Origin of the sequence: Sulfurifustis variabilis, assembly GCF_002355415.1 — a bacterium.
GTDB classification, from domain to species: domain Bacteria; phylum Pseudomonadota; class Gammaproteobacteria; order Acidiferrobacterales; family Sulfurifustaceae; genus Sulfurifustis; species Sulfurifustis variabilis.
Genome location: NZ_AP014936.1, coordinates 677,977 through 701,086 on the forward strand (window position 1 = coordinate 677,977; position 23,110 = coordinate 701,086).

Sequence of the window (23,110 nt, forward strand, 5' to 3'; positions counted from 1 at the left end):
CGTGAATGGCGCGGCGCACATTCCTGTCCTCCTCGACGAGGTGCTACAGGCGCTGAACGTCGGGCCCGAATCCGTGGTCGTGGATGCCACCTACGGCCGCGGCGGGCACGCGGAGGCGATCGTGAATCGATTGGGTGAATCCGGACGCCTGCTCGCACTCGACCGCGACCCCGAGGCCGTCGCCGACGCCCGGCGGCGCCTGGGCGCCGACCCGCGCGTGGCCATCGAGCATGGCTCCTTCTCTCAGCTTCAGAAGCGATGCGATCGCCACGGCATCACCGGCCGCGTGACCGGGCTGCTGTTCGATCTCGGTGTGTCGTCTCCGCAGCTCGAGGCGGCGGCCCGGGGCTTCAGCTTCCGCCACGAGGGGCCGCTCGACATGCGCATGGACCCGAGCGCCGGAATCTCCGCCGCTGAATGGGTCAACGGCGCCGAGGAGGACGAAATCGCCCGCGTGCTCCGCGAGTACGGCGAGGAACGGTTCGCCCGACGCATCGCGCGGGCCATCGTGCGCGCTCGCGCGACACAGCCCATTGAGACCACACGCGCGCTTGCGGAGATCGTGGCGGACGCGGTGCCCACCCGCGAGCGCGGCCAAGACCCGGCGACGCGGACCTTCCAGGCGATCCGGATCCTGATCAACCGCGAGCTCGAGGAGCTCGACGCCGCCCTGCCTCAGGCGGTGCGCGTGCTGGCGCCGGGCGGGCGTCTCGCCGTCATCAGTTTTCATTCGCTCGAGGACCGCCGGGTCAAGCACTTCCTGCGCGGGGAAGCCCGGGCCCCCGAGCTTCCGCCGGGGATCCCGGTCGCTCCGGCGTTTCATCCGCGCTTCAGGCTCCTCGGGCGCCCACTGCGGCCGTCGGCGGACGAGATGCGCCGCAATCCGCGTTCACGGAGCGCGCTCTTGCGGGTAGCGGAGCGCACGGAGGCGCCGTATGTCTAGAGGCGCCCTGCTGCTCGCGCTCGCCACGCTGGCGACCGCCCTGTCGGTGATCGAGATCCGCCACGAGAACCGGTTGCTCTTTGCCGAGCTGCAGCGGCTCCGCCAGGAGCGGGACGCGCTCAACACCGAGTGGGAACAGCTGCTGCTCGAGGAAGGCGCCTGGTCGCAACACCGGCGCATCGAGCAGATGGCGCGCAAGCGTCTCGATATGCAGACGCCCGGGCGCGAGCAGATCGTCGTGGTTCACGCCCCGGCGGGGTCCCCGTGACGCGCGCGCGGCCCCATCCCTACCGTCTGCGGCAGTGGCTGGTGCTCGCCTTCCTGATCGCCGGGCTCGTGCTCCTCGGCGCAAGAGCGATCTATCTGCAGGTGATCAGCGCCGATTATCTGAAGACACAGGGAAACGCGCGCCACACGCGGATCGTGAAGGACAACTCCCACCGCGGGATGATTCTCGACCGCAGCGGAGTTCCGCTCGCCATCAGCACGCCGGTCGACTCGGTGTGGGCACACCCGGCGACCTTGTTGGGGGAGCGCAGGAGCCACGCGGCGCTCGCGCGTCTTCTGGACACGACGCCGGCCGAGCTCGCCCGACTGCTCGCGCGTAACCGGGAACGCGAGTTCGTGTACCTCAAGCGGCACGTGCCGCCGGCGGTGGCCAGTCGCGTGGCGGCGCTCCAGGCGCCGGGCGTCTCGCTGCTGCGGGAATACCGCCGCTACTACCCGGCGGGCGCCGTGACCGGCCACGTTCTCGGTTTCACGAACGTGGACGACCAGGGCCAGGAGGGCATCGAGCTCGCCTACGACGCCTGGTTGCGTGCGATTCCCGGCACCAAGCGCGTGCTCAAGGACCTGCACGGGACGGCGGTGGAGGTCGTCGAGAGCGTGCGCTTGCCGACGCCCGGCAAGGATCTGGTGACGAGCCTCGATCGCCGCGTGCAATACCTCGCGTATCGTGAGCTCAAGGCCGCAGTGGAGGAGCATGGCGCGCGCGCCGGCGCCGCGGTCGTCCTCGACGCCTACACCGGCGAAGTGCTCGCCCTCGTGAACGAACCCGATTTCAACCCCAACAACCGCGGCACTTTCAAGGGCGCGATGTTCCGTAATCGCGCCGTGACCGACCTGTTCGAGCCGGGCTCGACGCTCAAGCCGTTCACCGTCGCGACCGCGCTCGAGAGCGGCAAGTTCACGCCCTCCACCCTGGTCGACACCTCGCCCGGCACGATGCTGGTCGGCGGCAAGACGATCCGCGATCTCCACAACTACGGCGTCATCTCGGTCGCGCGCGTCATCGAGAAATCGAGCAACGTGGGTACGGGCAAGATCGCGCTCGCCCTCGACAAGCGCATGCTGTGGGACACGTTCCGGCGCGTCGGCTTCGGAGCGGTCACCGGGAGCCAGCTGCCCGGCGAAACGGCCGGGTTGCTCAATTCCCCGGCCAGCTGGGTACCGATCGATCAGGTAAGCATGTCGTACGGGTACGGCATCTCGGTCACGCCGTTGCAGCTCGCACGCGCCTACGCGGCGCTCGCGAATGGCGGCGAGCTCGTTCCGGTGACCCTGCTGCGCCAGGACGCGGAGCCGCCCCGGCCGCGCGTGTTCTCCCCGCGCGTGGCCACCGCCGTCCGTCAGATGCTCGAGCTCGCCGTGGACCAGGGAACGGGCGGGGCCGCGCGGGTGGCCGACTACCGCGTCGCGGGAAAGACCGGCACGGTGCACAAGCTGACGGGCACCGGCTATGCCGACGACGACTACGTCGCCTGGTTCGCCGGCTTTGCCCCGGTTCGGAATCCGCGCCTGGTGATGGTCGTGGCGATCGACGGTCCCCGTCGCGGGCGGCACTTCGGCGGCGACGTGGCTGCGCCGGTGTTCGGCCACGTGATGTCGGGCGCCCTGCGCCTCCTCGACATCGCCCCCGATGCGCCGCGGCCGCCGGCTACCCGGCTCGTTTCCGCGAGAGCGGGGGACCGATGAGCGCCGACCGGAACCTGCTGCCTCTGCTCGCCGGTATCACGACCGTGAGCCGCGAGCGCGACAGCCGCGTCGGCGGGATGACGCTCGACAGCCGCACGGTGCGCCCCGGCGACCTGTTCATCGCGCTGCCGGGCCTGCGGGACGACGGGCGCGCGCACATCCCCGACGCCGTTGCCCGCGGGGCAGCGGCCGTCTTCTACGAGCCGGAGGGCTACGCGCCGCCGGCCCTGGCCGTTCCCGCGATCGCCGTACCGAGGCTTCGCGAGCAGCTCGGGGTCATCGCGAGCCGTTTCTACGACGCCCCGTCCCGGCGCCTCAAGGTCATCGGCGTGACGGGAACGAACGGCAAGACCACGTGCACGCAGCTCCTCGCGCAGGCGCTCGACCGGCCGCCGGACCGCTGCGGCGTGATCGGCACGCTCGGCAACGGCTTCCCCGGCGCGCTGGACGAGGGTACCCACACCACCCCCGACGCCGCCGCCGTGCACGGGCTGCTCGCGGAGTTTCTCGCGAACGGGGCCCGCGCCGTCGCGATGGAAGTTTCCTCGCACGCGCTCGAGCAGGGCCGCGTGAACGGTGTGTGCTTCGAGGCGGCGCTCTTCACCAACCTCTCCCGGGATCACCTCGACTACCACGGCGACATGGCCACCTACGGCGCGGCGAAATCGCGCCTGTTCATGCAGGACGGGCTGAAAGCCGCGGTCGTGAACGTCGAGGACGAATACGGCGAGCGCCTGGCGCGCGCCTTGCGCGATCGCGTGCGCCTCGTGGGGTACGGTTTGCGCCGCGGCGACGTGCACGCCCGCGCGCTCGCCTGCACCCGCGGCGGCATCGAACTGGAGGCGCTCACGCCGATGGGCGAGGTCGGGATCCGTTCTCCGCTCTTCGGCGAGTTCAACGCCCTGAATCTCCTCGGTGCGCTCGCCACGCTCCTCGCGCTCGGGCTCGACCCGCGCGAGGCGGGCCGGCGCCTGGCCGCGGCCCTTCCGGTGCCCGGGAGGGCGGAGCGTTTTGCAGGCGGACCGAACCGTCCGCTCGTGGTGGTCGACTACGCGCATACGCCGGACGCACTCGAACAGGTGCTGAAGAGCCTCCGACCGCACGCCGCCGGGCGGCTCTGGTGCGTGTTCGGCTGCGGAGGGGACCGGGACCGCGGCAAGCGCCCGGAAATGGGCGCGGTCGCCGAGCGACTGGCCGACGTCGTCCTGATCACGGACGACAACCCGCGCCACGAATCGGGCGACGCCATTGTGGCCGATATCCTCGAGGGGATGCGGTCGAAGCCGCGCGTGATTCGCGACCGTCGCGCGGCGATCGCCACTGCCCTCGCCGACGCCGCGGCCCAGGACGTGGTGCTGATCGCGGGCAAGGGCCACGAGGACTACCAGCAGGTCGGCGACGTGCGCCATCCGTACAGCGACCGCGACACGGTCCGCGCGCTGCTGGGGCTGGCCGCATGATGTCGCTCGCACTCCTCGCCGACGTGCTCAAGGCGCCACTGACGGGCGCGGACGCGCGTTTCACGGGCGTGTCGACCGACACGCGGACGATCGTCGCCGGCGACCTTTTCGTCGCGCTCACGGGACCCCGCTTCGACGGTCACAGCTTCCTTCCCGAAGCGATCTCCCGCGGCGCGAGCGGCGCGATCCTGTCGCGCCGGCTGGAGACGCCGCTCCCTTACGTGCACGTGGCCGACACGCGCAAGGCGCTCGGCGACTTCGCCAGCTTCTGGCGGCGCCAGTTCGCGATCCCGGTGATCGCCGTGACCGGGAGCAACGGCAAGACCACCGTCAAGGAGATGATCGCGGCCATACTCGCGCAGCGGGGACCGGTCCTCGCGACGCGCGGCAATCTGAACAACGACATCGGCGTTCCGCTGACGCTGCTCCGCTTGAGGGCAGGCGATCGCCATGCCGTCATCGAGATGGGCATGAACCACGCCGGCGAAATCGATTATCTCTCGCGCCTCGCGCTGCCGTCGGTCGCGGTGATCACCAACGCCGCCGAAGCGCATCTGGCGGGCCTCGGAAGCGTCGAGGCGATCGCGCGCGCCAAGGGCGAGATCTACGCCGGCCTGGCCGCCGACGGCGTGGCGATCGTGAACGCCGACGACGACTTCGCCGGGCTGTGGCGCGATCTGGCCAGGCCGCGACGCGTCCTCAGCTTCGGTCTCGACCACCCCGCCGACGTCACGGCGGATTACGAGCCGGCCGACACCGGCATCCGACTGCAACTACGAACCCCCGATGGAGAGATGGCGATGCGCCTCCCTTTGCTTGGCAAACACAATGTGATGAACGCGCTGGCCGCGGGTGCCGCCTCGCTCGCCGCCGGCGCCGCGCTCGCCGACGTGAAGAGCGGGCTCGAGCGGCTGAAGGCCGTGTCCGGCCGGCTCGAGCTCAAGGAAGGCATCAGCGGCGCCCGCGTGATCGACGACACGTACAACGCCAATCCCGGTTCGCTTGCGGCCGGCCTGCAGGTGCTGAAGGAGGCGCGCGGGGAGCGCGTGCTCGTGCTCGGCGACATGGCCGAGCTCGGCCCCTCGGCGGCGGACATCCACCGGCGCGTGGGCGAGCTGGCCCACAGCCTCGGCATTCAGCGCCTCTACGCGATCGGTGAATTCGCCGCCCTCTCGGCCAGGAGTTTCGGGCCTGGCGGGAAGCACTTCACGACGCCCGAGGCGCTCATCGAGGCGCTGATCGACTGCATGCACGGCGATATGACGCTCCTGGTGAAGGGTTCGCGGGTGATGCGGATGGAGCGCGTCGTCGCGGGGATCGCGCGCCGCACGCAGCCGGCCACAGAAGCCGGGCACGGGGTGACTTAGGTGCTCTACTTCCTGTTCGAGCGACTGACGAGCGAGTTTTCGTTCCTCAACGTCTTTCGCTACCTGACGTTCCGGGCGATCCTCGGCGTCCTCACGGCGCTCGCCATATCGCTCTGGGCCGGGCCGTGGATCATCCGGCGGCTGGTCTACCGGCAGCTCGGGCAGACGGTGCGCACCGACGGCCCGCAGTCGCACCTGTCCAAGGCCGGCACGCCGACCATGGGCGGCGTCATGATCCTGGTCGCGGTGTTCGTGAGCACGCTCGCGTGGGCCAACCTCGCCAACCGGTTCGTCTGGGTGGTGCTGCTCACGACGCTCGCCTTCGGCGCCATCGGGTGGGTGGACGACTACAAGAAAATCATCAACAAGGACCCGAAGGGCATCGGTGCGCGCCAGAAGTTCTTCTGGCAGACGCTGTCCGGGTTCGCCGCGGCCTTTTTCCTCTACTACACCGCGCAGACCCCGGCGGAGACGCAGCTCCTCTTGCCGCTCTTCAAGAACGTGCTGCTCGACCTCGGCCCGTTCTTCATCCTGCTCACGTACTTCGTCATCGTGGGTTCGAGCAACGCGGTCAATCTGACGGATGGTCTCGACGGGCTCGCCATCATGCCCGCGGTGATGGTGGCGGGCGGCCTGGGCATTTTCGCCTACGTCACCGGGCACGCGAACTTCTCGTCTTACCTCGGGTTCCCGCACATCGCCGGCGCGGGCGAGGTGCTCATCATCTGCGCCGCGATCGTCGGGGCGGGACTCGGCTTTCTGTGGTTCAACACCTACCCGGCGATGGTCTTCATGGGCGACATCGGCGCGCTCGCGCTCGGGGGCGCGCTCGGCGCGATCGCGGTCGTGGTGCGCCAGGAGATCGTGCTGTTCGTCATGGGCGGGCTGTTCGTGATGGAAACGGTGTCCGTCATGCTGCAGGTCGCGTCGTTCAAGCTGACGGGCAAGCGCATCTTCCGCATGGCTCCGCTGCACCACCACTTCGAGCTCAAGGGGTGGCCGGAGCCGCGCGTGATCGTGCGCTTCTGGATCATCAGCCTGATCCTCGTATTGATCGGGCTGGCGACGCTGAAGATCCGATAAACAGAACAAGACGGGAGAACGATAATAAGGTGTCGGCAGTGGTGGCGGTGAACAGGGAAGCGGGACGCGCGCTGGTCGTGGGCCTCGGGACCACGGGCCTCTCGTGCGTGCGCCACCTCGTCGCGCGCGGCTACGACGTGAGCGTGGTCGACTCGCGGGCGGCCCCGCCCGGGCTCGAATCGGTCCGGCGCGAGTACCCGGCGCTCGCCGTGCGCACCGGCGCGCTCGACGCCTCGATGTTCCGCGACACCGGACTCCTCGTCGTGAGCCCCGGCGTGAGCCTCAAGGAGCCGGCGATTGCCGAGGCGATCGCACGCGGGGCGCAGCCGATCGGCGATATCGAGCTCTTCGCGCGAGAGGCGCGTGCTCCGGTCCTTGCGATAACCGGGGCGAACGGCAAGAGCACGGTGACCTCGCTGGTCGGCGAAATCTGCCGGGCGGGAGGGCTCGATACCCGCGTCGGCGGCAACATCGGCGTACCGGCGCTGTCCCTGATCGGGCCCACCGAACCGGATGTCTATGTGCTGGAGCTCTCGAGCTTCCAGCTCGAGACCACCTGGAGCCTGAACGCGCGCGCCGCCGCCGTGCTCAACCTGACCCCCGACCACATGGACCGCTACGCGAGCCTGGAAGAGTACGCCGAGGCGAAGGCGCGGATCTACGCGGGCGACGGGACGATGGTGCTCAACGCCGACGACGCGCGCGTGATGGCCATGGCGCGACCGGGCAGGCGCGTCGCCTATTTCGGGCTCGGTGCGCCGAAGGGCGTCGAGCATTTCGGGCTCGTGCAAAAGGGCGGCGAGGTATTCGCCGCGCGGGGCGAAAGCGAGGTGCTCGCGGCGTCCGAGGTGCCGCTGCCCGGCCGTCACAACCTGGCCAACGTCCTCGCCGCCCTCGCGCTCACGGGGACGATGGGCGTTCCCCCGGACGCGCAACGCGAGGCGGTGCGCCGGTTCAAGGGGCTGCCGCATCGCACCGAGCTGGTCGCGAGCCGCGACGGCATCCGCTGGATCAACGATTCCAAGGGGACGAACGTCGGCGCCACCGTCGCGGCGCTCGACGGGATGACCTCGCCCGTGGTCCTCATCGCCGGCGGCGATGGCAAGGGCCAGGACTTCCGCGCGCTGGCCGACGCCGCCCGCCGCCGCGCCCGCGCCGTCGTGCTGATTGGGCGCGACGCCCCCCTTATCGAGGCGGCACTGGCCGGCGCGGTTCCTGCCGTGCGCGCACAGGATCTCGTCGACGCCGTCCGTCGTTCACGCGGCCTCGCCCGTTCCGGCGACGTGGTGCTGCTCTCGCCCGCGTGCGCGAGCTTCGACATGTTCAGGAACTACGAGCACCGCGGCGACGTGTTCCGCGCGGCGGTGCAGGAGCTCCTCGGATGAGCCGCGTGCTGCTCGATGGACGGCTCGCGGGAGGCCGCACGGCGTGGCGCGTGGCCGGACAGGTCCACCATCCGTGGGACTACTGGCTGATCGGGAGCGTGCTCGCGCTCACCGCGCTCGGCCTGGTGATGGTGCATTCCGCTTCGGTCGATTACGCGACCCGCAGCTTCGGACACAGCGGGCATTTTCTGATTCGTCATGCGTCGTACCTGCTCGCCGCCCTGGTTACGGCGCTGATCGTCGTGCGCACCCGCGTGCAGTGGTGGGAAGCGGCGGGTCGCTATCTTCTTCTCGTCGGAATCGGGCTCCTGGTGCTCGTGCTCGTCCCGGGCATCGGCGTACACGTGAACGGCAGCACGCGCTGGTTGCGCCTCGGCGTCGTCACGGTGCAGCCCTCGGAGATCATGAAGCTCGGCGCCGTCGTGTACGTCGCGGGCTACCTCGTGCGCAAGCACGAAGCGCTCGGCCGGTTCATCCAGGGCATTCTCATGATCGGCATGGTGGTCGCGCTCATCGGGGTGCTGCTCCTGCAGCAGCCGGACCTCGGCTCCCTGGTCGTCATCTGCCTCACCGTGCTCACGATGCTCTTTCTCGCCGGCGTGCGCTTCTGGCACTTCATGATCGTGGTCGGGGCGGGCGCGGGCGGCATGGTGCTGCTCACGCTCGTTTCACCGTACCGCCTGAGCCGCGTCACGAGCTTCCTCGATCCCTGGGCCGATCCCTTCGATACCGGATTTCAGCTGGTACAGGCGCTCATCGCCTTCGGTCGTGGCGAGTGGTTCGGCGTCGGACTCGGTGCGAGCGTGCAGAAGCTCTCGTACCTTCCCGCCGCCCACACCGACTTTCTCATGGCCGTAATCGCCGAGGAGCTCGGGCTCGTCGGCGTCCTCGCCGTGATCGCGCTCTTCGGGGTAGTGATGGTGCGCGCGTTCCTGATCGCGCGCGCGGCCGAGGCCGCGGGCCTGCTCTACGGCGCGCGCCTCGCGCACGGCCTCGGGCTCCTGCTCGGATACCAGGGCATGATCAACATCGGGGTCAACATGGGCCTGCTCCCGACCAAGGGCCTGACCCTGCCTTTCGTGAGCTACGGCGGCTCGAGCCTGGTCGTGAGCGCCGCGGCCGTCGCGCTGCTGCTCGTCATCGAGCGCGAGTCGCGCGGACGGGTCTGGGGGCGCGCGTGAACGGGGTGCTGATCATGGCCGGCGGCACCGGCGGACACATCTTCCCCGGGCTTGCCGTGGCGCGCCGCCTCCGTGCGGCCAAGGTTCCCGTCGTCTGGCTCGGAACCCGGCAGGGGCTCGAGGCGCGGATCGTCCCGGCGGCGCAAGCGGACATCGAGATGGAGTGGATCGCGATCGGCGGCGTGCGCGGCAAGGGCCTCGTCGGCTGGCTGCTCCTGCCCTGGCGCCTGGCTGTCGCGATGCTGCAGGCCTTCCGGGTGCTGCGCCGGCGCCGGCCGCGCGCGGTGCTCTCGCTCGGCGGCTTCGTCGCCGGACCGGGAGGTCTCGTCGCCTGGCTCACGCGCACGCCGCTGCTCATTCACGAGCAGAACGCGATCCCGGGTCTCACGAACCGGTGGCTGGCGCTCCTCGCTGATCACGTGCTCTGCGGTTTTCCCGCCGCCTTCGGCGAGGCCGCACGGGCGCAACACGTGGGCAACCCCGTGCGTCCCGAGATCGCGAACCTGCCACCGCCGGGCGAGCGGCTCGCGGGGCGCACCGGCCCGCTTCGACTGCTCGTCGTGGGCGGGAGCCAGGGTGCGCGCGTGTTCAACGAGGTCCTGCCACAGGCCCTGCGCGAGCTCGCGCCGGCCGAGCGGCCCGAGGTCTGGCACCAGTGCGGGCGCGACGCCGAGGCGCGCGTGCGCCAGGCTTACGGCGAGGCGCCCGCGCGCGTCGCCGAGTTCATCGACGACATGGCGGCCGCGTACGCCTGGGCCGATCTCGTCCTCTGCCGTGCGGGCGCGATGACGATCGCCGAGCTCGCGGCCGCCGGCGTCGCCTCGATCCTCGTGCCGTTCCCTTTCGCGGTCGACGACCACCAGACGGCCAATGCCCGATTCCTGGAAGAGCGCGCAGCGGCCGTGCGCGTGCCGCAGAGCGAGCTCACGGCCGCGCGTCTCGTCGGGCTCCTCCGGCAGTTCGCCTCGAACCGCGACGTGCTCTACAAGATGGCGGAAGCGGCCCGCGCCGCCAGCGTGCCGGACGCCGACGAGACGGTCGCGCGCCTGTGCCTGGAGGCGATGCGTGCGTGACCGGGTGAAAAGCGTGCACTTCGTCGGGATCGGCGGCGCGGGCATGTGCGGCATCGCCGAGGTCCTGCACAACCAGGGCTACCGCGTCACCGGTTCGGACGCCCGCGAAGGCACCAACACGCGGCGCCTGCAGTCGCTCGGCGTCCCCGTGCACATCGGGCACGACACCCGGCTGATCGGCGCCGCGGACGTGGTGGTGATTTCGTCCGCGGTGAGCGGGGACAACCCGGAGGTCGTCGCGGCGCGCGCGGCGAAGATCCCGGTGATCCCCCGCGCCGAGATGCTGGGCGAGCTCATGAGGCTGTCGCGCGGGATCGCGGTCGCGGGCACGCACGGCAAGACCACCACGACGAGCCTCATCGCGAGCTGTCTGGCGGCGGGCGGGCTCGATCCCACCTTCGTCATCGGCGGGCGCCTGAACAGCGCCGGGGCGAACGCGCGCGTCGGCAAGGGCGAGTACCTGGTCGCCGAAGCGGACGAGAGCGACGCCTCGTTCCTGCACCTTCAGCCGCTGATCGCGGTCGTCACGAACATCGACGCCGATCACATGGCGACCTATGGAGGGGATTTCGGCCGACTGAAGCACGCCTTCGTCGAGTTCCTGCACAACCTCCCGTTTTACGGGCTCGCGGTGCTTTGCCTCGACGATCCGTCGGTGGCGGAGATCGCGCCCCGGGTGCACAAGCCCGTGCTCACCTACGGGACCCGGCCCGGCGCCGACCTGCGTGCCTGCGACATCCGCGCGGACGGCCTGCGAATGCGCTTTCGCGTGGAACGGGCGGCCGATCCGGCCTTCATGGAAGTGACGCTGAACCACCCGGGCCGGCACAACGTGCTGAACGCCCTGGCGGCGATCGCCGTGGCGTTCGAAGTGGGCGTGAAGCGCGAGGCGATCTGCGAGGCGCTCGCGGACTTTGCGGGCATCGACCGCCGCTTTCAGATCAACGGAAACATCGCCGTCGACGGAGGCGAGGTGACCCTGGTCGACGACTACGGCCATCACCCGCGGGAGATCGCCGCGACCGTCGAGGCGGCGCGCGCCGCCTGGCCGGGGCGGCGCCTGGTCGTCGCCTTCCAGCCGCACCGCTACACGCGCACGCACGACCTGCTCGACGACTTCGCCGCGGTGCTCGCCGAGGTCGACGCGCTCCTGCTGACGGAGGTGTATGCGGCCGGCGAACCCCCGATCAGCACCGCCGACGGGCGCGCGCTCGCCCGCGCCATCCGCGCGCGCGGCAAGGTCGATCCGGTCTTCGTTGCCGACGTGCAGGCGCTTCCCGAGATGCTCAAGGACGTGCTGCAGCCGAACGACGTGCTGCTCACGCTCGGCGCCGGAAACATCGGCCAGGTGGCCGCGGCGCTGCCGCGCGCGGTCGCGGCTCGGAGGATGGGATGACCGCCCTCCAGAACCCGACCGGTCTGCGCGGACGGTTGCTCGAGGACGAGCCGATGGCACGTCACACGAGCTGGCGCGCCGGCGGACCGGCCGAGCGCTTCTACATCCCCGCCGATATCGACGATCTGGTGGCTTTCCTCGCGCGCCTGTCGGCGGACGAACCCATCCACTGGGTCGGCCTCGGCAGCAACCTGCTCGTGCGCGACCGGGGCGTGCGCGGAACGGTGATCGCGACCGGTGGCGCTCTGAGCGGGTTGTCGCTGCTCGACCCGGAGCGCATTCGCGCGGAGGCGGGCGTCGCGAGCGCGAAGGTAGCCCGTTTCAGCGTCGAGCACGGCCTGACGGGTGCCGAGTTCCTCGCCGGCATCCCCGGCACGATCGGCGGCGCGCTCGCGATGAACGCGGGCGCCTTCGGCGGCGAGTTCTGGTCTCTCGTGGAGGCGGTCGAAGTGGTGGACCGTCACGGCGAACGGCGCACGCGTCCCGCGAGCGAGTACCGCGTCGGTTACCGCTCGGTGGAGGCGCCGGCGCAAGAGTGGTTTCTCGCCGCCGTACTGAAGCTCCGGCAGGGCGAGCTCCCCAACGGGAAGATGCTCATCAAGTCGTTGCTGGCGAAGCGCGGCGCGACGCAGCCGACGCAGCTCCCGAACGCCGGTTCGGTCTTCAAGAACCCGCCCGGCGACCACGCGGCGCGGCTCATCGAGGCCGCCGGCCTCAAGGGGGTCTGCATGGGCGCGGCGTGCGTCTCCGAGCTGCACGCGAACTTCATCGTGAATACCGGTGGCGCTACCGCGGGCGAAATCGAGCGCCTCATCGAGCACGTGCGCGCCACCGTGGAGCGTCGCTTCGGTGTCCGCCTCGAGCCCGAAGTGCGAATCATCGGGGAGGCGGCTTGAAGCGCGAGTACGGGAAGGTGGCGGTGTTGCTCGGCGGACGCTCGGCGGAACGCGAAATCTCGCTCATGAGCGGCACCGCCGTGCTCGAGGCTCTTCAGCGCCAGGGCGTGAAGGCGCATCCGTTCGATCCGGCGGAGCGGCCGCTCGAGGATCTCAAGAGCGAGCAGTTCGCGCGCGCCTTCATCGCGCTTCACGGCCGCTACGGCGAAGACGGGACGGTCCAGGGCGCGCTCGAGCTCATGGGTATTCCCTACACGGGCAGCGGCGTGCTCGCTTCCGCGCTCGGCATGGACAAGTGGCGCACCAAGCTCGTGTGGCAGGCGCTGGGAATCCGGACGCCGCGACACGCGCTGCTCGAGCCCGCGACGGATCTCGCGCAGATCGCCGCCGGGCTCGGCCTGCCGCTGATCGTGAAGCCGGCGCGGGAGGGCTCGACGATCGGCATCACCAAAGTCACCCGCGCCGAGGACCTGCCGGCCGCCTACCACAAGGCGGCCGAGCGCGACCGGCTCGTGCTGGCCGAGGAATTCGTGAGCGGTGCCGAGGTGACGGTCGCCATCCTTCAGGACACCGCTCTGCCTCTGGTGCGGGTGGAGGCGGCCGGCGGCTTCTACGACTACGAGGCCAAATACTTCTCGGACGAAACGCGCTACTACTGCCCGAGCGGTCTGCCGGCGGCGCAGGAACGGGCCATTCAGGAACAGGCGCTGCAGGCCTATCGCGCGGTGGGATGCGAGGGTTGGGGCCGGGTGGACGCCATGCTCGATGCCGGCGGCAACCCCTGCTTCCTCGAGGTCAACACCTCGCCCGGCATGACGGGCCACAGTCTCGTGCCGATGGCGGCGCGCGAGGCCGGGATTACCTTCGACGAGCTCGTATTGCGGATCCTGGAGACGGCCGATGCGACGCGCTGAAGCGACGAAGCCGCGTGCCGATCGCGGCGCCCTTAGAACCGGCGCGCTGCTCCTGCTCGCGCTGGGGCTGCTGGTCTCGGTCTCCTACGGCGTCGACTGGGCGCTGCGCACGCAGAATTTTCCGGTCGCGAGCATCCGCTTCGAGGGCCCGTTCCGCCGCGTGACGCACGCGGAACTCGAGAGCGCCGTGCTGCCGCTCGTGCGAGCCAATTTCTTTCTGGTCGATCTCGACGCGGTGAAGCGGCAGCTCGAAGACATTCCGTGGGTGCACCGGGTCTCGGTCCGCCGTGCCTTTCCGCAGGACCTGCACGTGGAATTCACCGAGCAGCGAGTGGTTGCGCGATGGCGTGACGACGCCTGGCTGAACGCGAGCGGAGAGGTCGTCCACGTTCAAGTCACGGATGCGGAGGGCCTGCCCCGTCTCGAAGGTCCCGACGGGACGGCGGCCCAGGTGCTGGCGGCCTACGAGGACTTCGGTCGCGCGCTTGCTCCAGCGGGATTGAAGCTGGCAGGCGCCTCGCTGACGCCGCGGCGCAGCTGGCGCCTGGATCTCGAAGGGCCGGAGGAACTCCGGCTGACGCTCGTGCTCGACCACGAGCAACCGCAGAAGCGGCTCGCCCGGTTTGCGCGCTTCTACGCCACGACGCTCGCATCGCAGGCGGGCGCGGTACGTCTGGTGGACCTGCGGTACACGAACGGATTCGCAGTCGAGTGGCGCCGGCGGGAGGGGATGCGGGTGGCGGGCGCGACGGCGCCGCGCAACGAGGGCTGACATGGCGAAGAAAGACGATAACCGACTGGTGGTGGGGCTCGACATCGGCACCTCGAAGGTGCTCGCGATCGTAGGCGAGGTGGGCGCCACGGGCGAGGTGGAGGTCATCGGCGTGGGACACCATCCGTCGCGCGGCATGCGCCGCGGCGTGGTGGTCAACATCGAGTCGACCGTGCAGTCGATACAGCGGGCCGTCGAGGAGGCCGAGCTCATGGCCGGCTGCCAGATCCACTCGGTCTACGCCGGCATCGCGGGTTCGCACATCGCCTCGATCAATTCGCACGGGATCGTGGCGATCAAGGACAAGGAGGTCGGCCCGGGTGACGTGGAGCGCGTGATCGAGGCGGCGCGCGCGGTGGCGATGCCCGCGGACCAGAAGATCCTCCACATCCTCCCGCAGGAGTTCATCATCGACAAGCAGGACGGTATCCGCGAGCCGATCGGGATGAGCGGGGTCCGGCTCGAGGCGAAGGTCCACATCGTGACGGGCGCGGTGTCCGCCGCCCAGAACATCATCAAGTGCGTGCGCCGGTGCGGCCTCGAGGTCGACGACGTCATTCTGGAGCAGCTCGCTTCGAGCACCTCGACATTGACCGACGACGAAAAGGAGCTCGGCGTCTGTCTGGTCGACATCGGAGGCGGGACCACGGACATCTCGGTGTACACGGACGGCGCCATCCGCCACACGTCGGTGTTGCCGATCGCGGGAGACCAGGTGACGAACGACATCGCGATCGCGCTGCGCACGCCCACCCAGTATGCCGAGGATCTGAAGCAGAAATACGGCTGCGCGCTCACGCAGCTCGCGCACCGCGACGACACCATCGAGGTCCCGAGCGTGGGTGAGCGCCCGCCGCGCAAGCTGTCGCGGCAGATGCTTGCCGAGGTCATCGAGCCACGCGTCGAGGAGCTCTACGGGCTGGTGCAGGCGGAGCTTCGGCGTTCGGGGTTCGAGGATCTGCTCGGCAGCGGCATCGTGCTGACGGGTGGATCGAGCAAGATGGAAGGCATGATCGATCTCGCGGAAGAGGTGTTTCACATGCCGGTCCGGCTCGGAGTGCCGCAATACATCGGCGGACTCAAGGGCGTGGTGCAGAACCCGATCTTCGCCACGGGCGTGGGTCTCGTGCTGCACGGGGCCAGAGCGCGCCAGGGCAAGGGCTTCGTCCCCCGCCCCGGCGCGGTGAACGGCGTCAAGGGGCTGTGGGGAAAGATGCGGAGCTGGTTCGAGGGAAATTTCTGAGATGTACCGAACAACCAACTTTAGAACATTCGGAGGCGCGACATGTTTGAACTGATGGATACGTACGGCCAGCAGGCCGTCATCAAGGTGATAGGCGTGGGCGGCGGAGGCGGCAACGCCATCGACCATATGGTCAGCGCGAACATCGACGGGGTCGAGTTCATCAGCGCGAATACCGACGCCCAGGCACTCAAGCGTTCACAGGCGAAGACCATCCTGCAGCTCGGCACCAATCTCACCAAGGGGCTCGGCTGCGGGGCCGACCCGGGTGTCGGCCGCCAGGCCGCGGTCGAGGACCGGGAGCGCCTGGCGGAGGTGCTGGCCGGGGCGGACATGGTGTTCATCACCGCGGGCATGGGGGGCGGCACCGGCACGGGCGCCGCGCCCGTCGTCGCGCAGGTGGCAAAGGACATGGGTATCCTGACCGTCGCCGTCGTGACGAAGCCGTTCCCATTCGAAGGCAAGAAGCGCATGGCGGTCGCGGATCAGGGTATCCGCGAGTTGGGGGAGTACGTGGACTCCATCATTACTATTCCGAACGAGAAGCTGCTCTCCGTCCTCGGCAAGGGTTCGACCCTGCTCGACGCCTTCGGGCGGGCGAACCAGGTACTGCAAAACGCGGTACAGGGCATCGCCGAGCTCATCACCCGCCCCGGACTTATTAATGTGGACTTCGCCGATGTGCGTACCGTGATGTCGGAGATGGGAATGGCGATGATGGGTGCGGCCACCGCGAGGGGGGAGGGACGCGCGCAGGAGGCGGCGATCGCCGCGATCTCGAGCCCGCTCCTCGAGGACATCAACATCTCGGGAGCCCGCGGGCTGCTGGTGAACATCACGGCCGGGCTCACCATGTCGATCGGCGAGTTCGAAGAAGTCGGCAATACGATCAAGGAGTTCGCATCGGAAGACGCCACCGTGGTGATCGGCACGGTAATCGAGCCGGATATGACGGACGAACTGCGGGTCACGGTCGTGGCGACCGGCTTGGGCCAGGAACGCAGGAAGCAGCCACAGCCTTATAAGGTGGTAAAAACCGGAACGGGAACAACGGATTACGAGTCTCTCGATACGCCCACGGTAATCCGCCACAGGCGGGTCGATCGATCGACGGCCGAAGCCACCCGGGAGGGAGCACTCGAGTACCTGGATATTCCCGCGTTCCTGAGGAAGCAGGCGGACTAGAAGCCCGGTCGAAAACGACCCCGCCGCTTGTCGGGGGAAGGTGAACGGTAGGGTAAGTCCTTCTCCCTGTTGCTGGACAGAGCTCAGTTTTTGACCTTAAATTAAGGCCGAAATCCTTGTTTTTCCGGAGGATGGTAGGCGTGCACCGGTATCCCTGCGCCGCCGCAGTGGCTTGCGTTTTCTTCTGAACCGCGTGAGCGTTGCGTTTCTCCAAAAATTTGTGATCAAAAAAATACAAGAAGTTTTTTAATGATTAAGCAACGCACACTGAAGAATGTCATTCGGGCCACCGGAGTGGGATTGCATACGGGCGAGAAGGTTTACCTCACGCTGCGCCCGGCACCGGTCGAAACCGGCATCGTCTTCCGCCGCGTCGATCTCAAGGAACCCGTCGAGATCCGGGCGTGCCCCGAGAACGTCTCCGACACACGCCTCTCGACCACGCTCGAAAGCAACGGCGTGCGCGTTTCCACCGTGGAACACCTGATGTCCGCCTTCGCGGGAATGGGCATCGACAACGCTTACGTCGAGCTTACCGCTCCGGAAGTGCCGATCATGGACGGGAGCGCCGGTCCTTTCGTGTTCCTGATCCAGTCCGCCGGCATTGCAGAACAAACGACGCCGAAGCGCTTCATTCGGATCAAACGGCGCATCGTGATCGAAGACGACGACAAGTGGGCGGCATTCGAACCGTTCGAGGGATTCAAGGTTTCCTTCGCGATCGACTTCGATCATCCGATGTTCCGCGATGCGACGCAGCGGGCGACCGTCGATTTCTCCACGACTTCGTTTGTCAAGGAAGTGAGCCGGGCGCGCACCTTCGGCTTCATGGCCGATCTCGAGTCCCTGCGCTCCGCGGGGCTCGCGCGCGGAGGCGGCGTCGACAACGCCATCGTGCTGGACGACTTCCGGATCCTGAACGACGACGGTTTGCGTTACGAGGACGAGTTCGTCAAGCACAAGGTGCTCGACGCGATCGGCGATCTGTACCTGCTCGGCCATCCGCTGATCGGGGCCTTCAGCGCGTACAAGTCCGGCCACTCGCTGAACAATCGCCTGCTGCGCCGGCTCATCACGCAGCAGGACGCGTGGGAAATTCTGACGTACGACGAAAACGAAGAGGCGCCGATCTCGTTCATCCGAACGGTTCCGGCAGCCTGATCTACGCCTCGGGGTAGGGGCGATCGTCCGCCTCCGCGGGCGACCGAGAATAACGACAGAGACTGCGATGCAGATCATCCTCGTCCCGGGCCGTCCGGGCAGCGGCAAGAATTCCTGCCTCTCCCACCGCCACCTCCTGGTGATCCTTCTCATCGGGGGGCTGTTCCTGCCGCTTTTTTTCGGCGTGCTCACCTTCAGGATCCACGCGCTCCTCGAGCGCCATTCGGGCGAACAGAGCCTGGTGTCGGCCTACGGCGAAGAGCTCGCGCGCCAGGCGACCGCGCTCGAGGCGGCCAAGCTCGAGGCCTCCACCCACCTGAACGCGCTGGCCCTGAAGCTCGGGCAGCTCCAGGCTCAGGTGCTGCGCCTCAATGCCCTCGGGGGCCGGCTCACCAACATGGCCGGGCTCGACCGTCGGGAATTCAATTTCGAGACCGAGGTCGCCCAAGGCGGCCCGGAGCAGACCGGCATGCCCGGCGGGCTCGACGTGCTCGCGAGCCTCGATCGGCTCTCCCTCGAGATCACCGCCTCCAAGGCCAAGCTCCAGGCCCTCGAGACGCTGCTGCTCGACCGGCGGCTCACCGATGCCGTGACCCCGGCCGGCTGGCCCGCCGACGGGGGGTTCGTGTCCTCGCACTTCGGCACCCGCGCCGATCCCTTCACCGGGCGGCTCGCCTACCACGAGGGGGTGGACATCGCCGCCAAGCTCGGTTCCCCCATCCGCGCCATGGCCGACGGGGTCGTGTCCTACGCCGGGGAGAAGTCGAACTACGGGCGGGTCGTCGAGGTCACCCACGCAAGCGGGCTCGTCACGCGCTACGCCCACCTGCTCTCGCTCCTCGTCAAGGTGGGCGACAAGGTCGGTCGCGGCGACGCCCTCGCCCTCGTCGGCTCCTCCGGGCGCTCCACCGGCCCGCACGTGCACGTCGAGGTGCTGAAGGACGGGCGGGCGGTGAATCCGGCGGGGTATTTGCGCGCCGCGCGTTGAACGGCGGCGCTTCGGGCTTGACTTGGCTTCAAGTCGCCTTCGTTTTCCTCCATAATCCCCGGCTCCTGGCCGACCCCCTGCGGGTTTTCCGCAGGCGCATATGATCATCACCAAGGCACTCACCAAGGTTTTCGGCTCGCGTAACGCGCGTCTTCTCAAGGCCATGCAGAAGCAGGTGGAGCGCGTCAACGCGCTCGAGCCGGGTGTGGCTTCGCTTTCCGACGAGGCGTTGCGGGCCAAGACAGCGGAGTTCAAGACGCGGCTCTCGCAGGGCGAGACGCTGGATGCCCTGCTCCCGGAGGCCTTCGCCGTCGTGCGCGAAGGGTCCAAACGCTCGCTCGGCATGCGGCATTTCGATGTCCAGCTGGTCGGCGGCATCGTGCTGCACGAAGGCAAGATCGCCGAGATGAAGACCGGCGAAGGAAAGACCCTGGTCGCGACCCTGTCGGTGTACCTGAACGCGCTGACGGGCCGGGGCGTGCACGTCGTGACCGTGAACGAATACCTGGCCCGCCGCGACGCCGAATGGATGGGGAAACTCTACAACTTCCTCGGCATGACCGTGGGGGTGGTCGTACCGGGACAGGATCGCGAGGCGAAGCGCGCGGCGTATGCCGCCGACATCACGTACGGCACGAACAACGAGTACGGTTTCGATTACCTCCGCGATAACATGGCCTTTCGGGCCGAGGATCGCGTTCAGCGAGGCCTGCACTACGCGATCGTGGACGAGGTCGACTCGATCCTGATCGACGAGGCGCGTACGCCGCTGATCATCTCCGGCCCGTCCGAAGAGACGACGGACCTGTATCTCAAGATCAACGCCATCATCCCCAAGCTGGACCGGCAGGAGACCGAGGACGGCCCCGGCGACTACAGCGTCGACGAAAAGACCCGGCAGGCGTTTCTCACCGAGGCCGGTCACGACAAGGTCGAGCGGCTTCTGGTTCAGGCGGGCCTGCTCGAGCAAGGCGGTAACCTCTACGACGTCTCGAGCCTGGCGCTCATGCACCACCTGAACGCGGCGCTGCGCGCGCACGCGCTCTACAAGCGCGACGTCGATTACATCGTGCGGGACGGCCAGGTGATCATCATCGACGAATTCACGGGCCGGATGATGGTCGGGCGCCGCTGGTCCGAGGGTCTGCACCAGGCGGTGGAGGCCAAGGAGGGGGTGCCGATCGAGAACGAGAACCAGACGCTCGCGACGATCACCTTCCAGAACTACTTCCGCCTGTACGAAAAGCTCGCCGGCATGACGGGCACGGCCGATACCGAGGCGTTCGAGTTCCAGCAGATCTACGGGCTCGAGGTGGTGGTGATGCCGACGCACCGCCCGATGATCCGCCAGGACATGGGCGACCAGGTCTACCGGACCACGCGCGAGAAGCACGGGGCCATACTCGCCGACATCAAGGACTGCTACGAACGCGGCCAGCCTGTGCTGGTCGGCACCACGTCGATCGAAGCGTCGGAGCAGCTCGCGCGCCTGCTGGACAAGGACAAGATTCCTCATCAGGTGCTGAACGCCAAGCACCACGAGAAGGAGGCGGTCATCGTCGCGCAGGCCGGCCGTCCGAAGGCGGTCACGATCGCGACCAATATGGCGGGCCGCGGCACCGACATCGTTCTCGGTGGCAACCCGGCGGCGGAGATCGCGGCCGCCGGCGACGACGAGGCCAAGAAGCAGGAGATGATGGCCGAATGGCAGAAACGGCACGACTTCGTCGTGTCGGCAGGCGGCCTGCACGTCCTGGGCACGGAGCGCCACGAGTCCCGGCGCATCGACAACCAGCTGCGCGGCCGCTCGGGGCGCCAGGGCGACCCCGGTTCATCGCGGTTTTACCTCTCGCTCGAGGACAACCTGCTCCGCATCTTCGGCTCGGACCGCGTGGCCGGCATCATGCAGCGATTGGGCATGGAAGAGGGCGAGGCGATCGAACACCCGTGGGTCACGAAGGCGATCGAGAACGCCCAGCGCAAGGTCGAGGGCCGCAACTTCGACATACGCAAGCAGCTGCTCGAGTACGACGACGTCGCCAACGAGCAGCGCAAGGTCATCTACGAGCAGCGCAACCGGCTGCTGGATGTGGACGACATCTCCGAGAGCATCCGGGTGATTCGCCGCGACATCGTGAGTGCGCTCGTCGCGCAGCACATGCCCTCGGAGAGCGTCGAGGAGCAATGGGACGTGGGCGGGCTCGAGGAGGCCCTGGCGCGCGAGTTCAACCTGCGTCTCCCCCTGCGTCAATGGCTTGACGACGATTCGGGGCTGGATGACGAGAAGCTCGTCGATCGCGTTGTCGCCGAGCTCGAGAGGGTTCACGAGGAAAAGGCCGCAGCGATCGGCGCGGACATGATGCGCCATCTCGAAAAGGCGGTCATGCTGCAGGTGCTGGACCAGCAGTGGAAGGACCATCTGGCGGCGATGGACTACCTGCGCCAGGGCATCCATTTGCGGGGCTACGCCCAGAAAAATCCCAAACAGGAATACAAGCGCGAGGCATTCGAGCTCTTTTCCGACATGCTGGCGCGCGTCAAGCAGGAGGTGGTCACGCTCCTCGCGCGCGTGCAGCTGCAGCAGCCGGAGACCGTCCAGGCGTTCGAGCCCGTCCCGCCGCCGTCACAGGAGATGCAGTTTCTGCATCCGTCCGTGAACGCGGAGGCAGAGGAAGAAAGCGAGGTGGCGGTTGCGCAGCGCCCGATGGTGCGCAAGCAACCGAAGGTCGGGCGCAATCAGCCGTGTCCCTGCGGATCGGGCAAGAAGTACAAGCACTGCCACGGAAAGCTGGCGTGAACCCACGCCCGTGATTCACGGCGGGTGACTGTGTACGATTCGCCGATCGCGACTCATCCATCGGGCACCAAATGGCTGTCGGCCTGACCGCACTCCCCGAACTTCACCCCGTCTCAGGCATTCGCGTCGGTACCTCCCGCGCTGGCATCCGGAAAAAGGATCGCCGGGATCTCGTCGTCATCGAGTGCGCCCCGGGCACGCAGGCGGCCGCCGTATTCACCCGCAACCGGTTCTCGGCCGCTCCGGTTCAGGTTGCGCGTGAGCATCTGGCCGCGCGGCCGCCCCGTGCGCTGCTGATCAACACCGGATTTGCGAACGCGGGAACCGGGCAGCCGGGAATCGAATCGGCAAGGGCGTGCTGCCAGGCGCTCGCGCAGCGGCTCAGCTGCGCACCGGAAGAGATCATGCCATTTTCGACCGGTGTGATCGGCGAGCGCCTGCCTGTCGAGCGGGTGGTCGCCGGGTTGCCCGCAGCGGTGAGCGCGCTTTCCGGCGACGGTTGGGCGGAAGCGGCGTACGGCATCATGACCACCGACACGCTTCCGAAGGGCAGCTCGCGCCGCATGATCCTGGGGGGACGCGAGATTACGGTCACCGGCATTGCGAAGGGGGCGGGGATGATTCGCCCCGACATGGCGACCATGCTCGCTTTCGTTGCCACCGACGCGGACGCGAGTCCTGCCGCATTGGACCGATGCCTGCGTTCCGCGGCCGCCGTGTCCTTCAACCGCATCACCGTCGACGGAGACACGTCGACCAACGACGCCCTGGTGCTCCTGGCCACCGGGCGCGCAGGCAACCCGAGGATCGAGGTCGACGGTCCGGATTACGAACGCCTGCGGGAGGCCGTGAGCGAAGTATGCGCCCAGCTTGCACGTGCCATCGTTCGGGATGGAGAGGGAGCGACCAAGTTCATCACGATTGAGGTGACCGAGGGCAAGTCGAAGGAAGACTGCCTGGCGGTCGCCTACACGATTGCACACTCACCGCTGGTCAAGACCGCTTTTTTCGCCTCGGATCCGAACTGGGGTCGAATTCTCGCAGCGATCGGCCGCGCCCCGATCGCCGAACTCGACGTGGACCGCATCAGCATCTCGCTCAATGGCGTCGCGGTGGTCAGGAGCGGCGCGCTCGCATCGGACTACACGGAGGCCCGGGGTGCGGAGGCGATGGCGCAGGCGGAGATCACGGTACGCGTCGCCCTCGGCATGGGCGCTGCGACCGATACGGTCTGGACCTGCGACCTCTCCCATGACTATGTCCGCATCAATGCCGAATACCGGACATAGCCG

Annotated in this window: 19 protein-coding genes; all 19 read left to right on the top strand. The window is 68.3% G+C overall.

What is annotated here, in order from left to right:
• Position 1: 1 nt before the first annotated feature.
• The 19 genes from rsmH (at position 2) to argJ (ending at position 23,107) form a co-directional block, all read left to right on the top strand.
• The gene (gene rsmH / locus SVA_RS03370; RefSeq protein WP_096458814.1) at positions 2-943 is read left to right on the top strand and encodes a 16S rRNA (cytosine(1402)-N(4))-methyltransferase RsmH; all 942 of its coding nucleotides are present in this window, start codon (positions 2-4) and stop codon (positions 941-943) included.
• Positions 936-1,211 carry a cell division protein FtsL gene (gene ftsL / locus SVA_RS03375; protein ID WP_096458816.1) on the top strand — a complete coding sequence of 92 codons (276 nt, stop codon included), beginning with the start codon at positions 936-938 and terminating at the stop codon, positions 1,209-1,211. Before rsmH ends, ftsL begins: the two co-directional genes overlap by 8 nt.
• The gene (locus tag SVA_RS03380) at positions 1,208-2,917 is read left to right on the top strand and encodes a peptidoglycan D,D-transpeptidase FtsI family protein (protein WP_096458819.1); all 1,710 of its coding nucleotides are present in this window, start codon (positions 1,208-1,210) and stop codon (positions 2,915-2,917) included. Before ftsL ends, SVA_RS03380 begins: the two co-directional genes overlap by 4 nt.
• A complete protein-coding gene (locus SVA_RS03385; protein ID WP_096458822.1) occupies positions 2,914-4,377 on the top strand; it encodes a UDP-N-acetylmuramoyl-L-alanyl-D-glutamate--2,6-diaminopimelate ligase in 1,464 nt (487 codons plus the stop codon). The genes SVA_RS03380 and SVA_RS03385 overlap by 4 nt, the downstream gene beginning before the upstream one ends.
• Positions 4,374-5,744: a UDP-N-acetylmuramoyl-tripeptide--D-alanyl-D-alanine ligase gene (locus tag SVA_RS03390; protein WP_096458825.1), complete on the top strand. Its 1,371-nt coding sequence runs from the start codon at positions 4,374-4,376 to the stop codon at positions 5,742-5,744. The genes SVA_RS03385 and SVA_RS03390 overlap by 4 nt, the downstream gene beginning before the upstream one ends.
• Complete coding sequence (gene mraY, locus SVA_RS03395) at positions 5,745-6,827, top strand: phospho-N-acetylmuramoyl-pentapeptide-transferase (RefSeq protein WP_096458828.1); 1,083 nt, start codon at positions 5,745-5,747, stop codon at positions 6,825-6,827. It begins immediately after the preceding gene.
• 29 nt (positions 6,828-6,856) lie between these two features.
• On the top strand, positions 6,857-8,212 hold the full coding sequence (gene murD / locus SVA_RS03400) for a UDP-N-acetylmuramoyl-L-alanine--D-glutamate ligase (RefSeq protein WP_197703350.1): 1,356 nt from the start codon (positions 6,857-6,859) through the stop codon (positions 8,210-8,212).
• Positions 8,209-9,393, top strand: coding sequence for a putative lipid II flippase FtsW (ftsW, locus tag SVA_RS03405; protein WP_096458834.1), 1,185 nt, complete (start codon positions 8,209-8,211; stop codon positions 9,391-9,393). The genes murD and ftsW overlap by 4 nt, the downstream gene beginning before the upstream one ends.
• A complete protein-coding gene (gene murG / locus SVA_RS03410; protein ID WP_231971832.1) occupies positions 9,390-10,466 on the top strand; it encodes an undecaprenyldiphospho-muramoylpentapeptide beta-N-acetylglucosaminyltransferase in 1,077 nt (358 codons plus the stop codon). Before ftsW ends, murG begins: the two co-directional genes overlap by 4 nt.
• Before the next feature lie 43 nt (positions 10,467-10,509).
• Positions 10,510-11,862, top strand: a complete 1,353-nt coding sequence (gene murC / locus SVA_RS03415) for a UDP-N-acetylmuramate--L-alanine ligase (protein ID WP_096462808.1) — start codon at positions 10,510-10,512, stop codon at positions 11,860-11,862.
• Positions 11,859-12,758, top strand: a complete 900-nt coding sequence (murB, locus tag SVA_RS03420) for a UDP-N-acetylmuramate dehydrogenase (protein ID WP_096458837.1) — start codon at positions 11,859-11,861, stop codon at positions 12,756-12,758. The genes murC and murB overlap by 4 nt, the downstream gene beginning before the upstream one ends.
• Positions 12,755-13,672, top strand: a complete 918-nt coding sequence (locus SVA_RS03425) for a D-alanine--D-alanine ligase (RefSeq protein WP_096458840.1) — start codon at positions 12,755-12,757, stop codon at positions 13,670-13,672. Before murB ends, SVA_RS03425 begins: the two co-directional genes overlap by 4 nt.
• On the top strand, positions 13,659-14,444 hold the full coding sequence (locus SVA_RS03430) for a cell division protein FtsQ/DivIB (RefSeq protein WP_096458843.1): 786 nt from the start codon (positions 13,659-13,661) through the stop codon (positions 14,442-14,444). Before SVA_RS03425 ends, SVA_RS03430 begins: the two co-directional genes overlap by 14 nt.
• A gap of 1 nt (position 14,445) precedes the next feature.
• Positions 14,446-15,687: a cell division protein FtsA gene (ftsA, locus tag SVA_RS03435; protein ID WP_096458846.1), complete on the top strand. Its 1,242-nt coding sequence runs from the start codon at positions 14,446-14,448 to the stop codon at positions 15,685-15,687.
• Positions 15,688-15,729: 42 nt separating this feature from the next.
• Positions 15,730-16,872, top strand: a complete 1,143-nt coding sequence (ftsZ, locus tag SVA_RS03440; protein ID WP_096458849.1) for a cell division protein FtsZ — start codon at positions 15,730-15,732, stop codon at positions 16,870-16,872.
• A gap of 249 nt (positions 16,873-17,121) precedes the next feature.
• On the top strand, positions 17,122-18,033 hold the full coding sequence (gene lpxC, locus SVA_RS03445) for a UDP-3-O-acyl-N-acetylglucosamine deacetylase (RefSeq protein WP_096458852.1): 912 nt from the start codon (positions 17,122-17,124) through the stop codon (positions 18,031-18,033).
• A 67-nt stretch (positions 18,034-18,100) separates the two neighbouring features.
• Positions 18,101-19,021 carry a M23 family metallopeptidase gene (locus SVA_RS03450; RefSeq protein ID WP_096458855.1) on the top strand — a complete coding sequence of 307 codons (921 nt, stop codon included), beginning with the start codon at positions 18,101-18,103 and terminating at the stop codon, positions 19,019-19,021.
• Between the two features lie 103 nt (positions 19,022-19,124).
• On the top strand, positions 19,125-21,818 hold the full coding sequence (gene secA / locus SVA_RS03455) for a preprotein translocase subunit SecA (RefSeq protein ID WP_096462809.1): 2,694 nt from the start codon (positions 19,125-19,127) through the stop codon (positions 21,816-21,818).
• 71 nt (positions 21,819-21,889) lie between these two features.
• Positions 21,890-23,107 (top strand): bifunctional glutamate N-acetyltransferase/amino-acid acetyltransferase ArgJ, encoded by a 1,218-nt coding sequence (gene argJ / locus SVA_RS03460; RefSeq protein ID WP_096458858.1) that lies wholly within the window; start codon positions 21,890-21,892, stop codon positions 23,105-23,107.
• Positions 23,108-23,110 lie beyond the last annotated feature (3 nt).

Excerpts from the sequence above, each read along its gene's own strand:
- ftsA (WP_096458846.1), top strand. The coding sequence starts at position 14,446 with ATGGCGAAGAAAGACGATAACCGACTGGTGGTGGGGCTCGACATCGGC.
- SVA_RS03430 (WP_096458843.1), top strand. The coding sequence starts at position 13,659 with ATGCGACGCGCTGAAGCGACGAAGCCGCGTGCCGATCGCGGCGCCCTT.
- SVA_RS03450 (WP_096458855.1), top strand. The coding sequence starts at position 18,101 with ATGCAGATCATCCTCGTCCCGGGCCGTCCGGGCAGCGGCAAGAATTCC.
- argJ (WP_096458858.1), top strand. The coding sequence starts at position 21,890 with ATGGCTGTCGGCCTGACCGCACTCCCCGAACTTCACCCCGTCTCAGGC.
- murB (WP_096458837.1), top strand. The coding sequence starts at position 11,859 with ATGACCGCCCTCCAGAACCCGACCGGTCTGCGCGGACGGTTGCTCGAG.
- SVA_RS03390 (WP_096458825.1), top strand. The coding sequence starts at position 4,374 with ATGATGTCGCTCGCACTCCTCGCCGACGTGCTCAAGGCGCCACTGACG.
- ftsW (WP_096458834.1), top strand. The coding sequence starts at position 8,209 with ATGAGCCGCGTGCTGCTCGATGGACGGCTCGCGGGAGGCCGCACGGCG.
- SVA_RS03385 (WP_096458822.1), top strand. The coding sequence starts at position 2,914 with ATGAGCGCCGACCGGAACCTGCTGCCTCTGCTCGCCGGTATCACGACC.
- murC (WP_096462808.1), top strand. The coding sequence starts at position 10,510 with ATGTGCGGCATCGCCGAGGTCCTGCACAACCAGGGCTACCGCGTCACC.
- ftsZ (WP_096458849.1), top strand. The coding sequence starts at position 15,730 with ATGTTTGAACTGATGGATACGTACGGCCAGCAGGCCGTCATCAAGGTG.
- ftsL (WP_096458816.1), top strand. The coding sequence starts at position 936 with ATGTCTAGAGGCGCCCTGCTGCTCGCGCTCGCCACGCTGGCGACCGCC.
- lpxC (WP_096458852.1), top strand. The coding sequence starts at position 17,122 with ATGATTAAGCAACGCACACTGAAGAATGTCATTCGGGCCACCGGAGTG.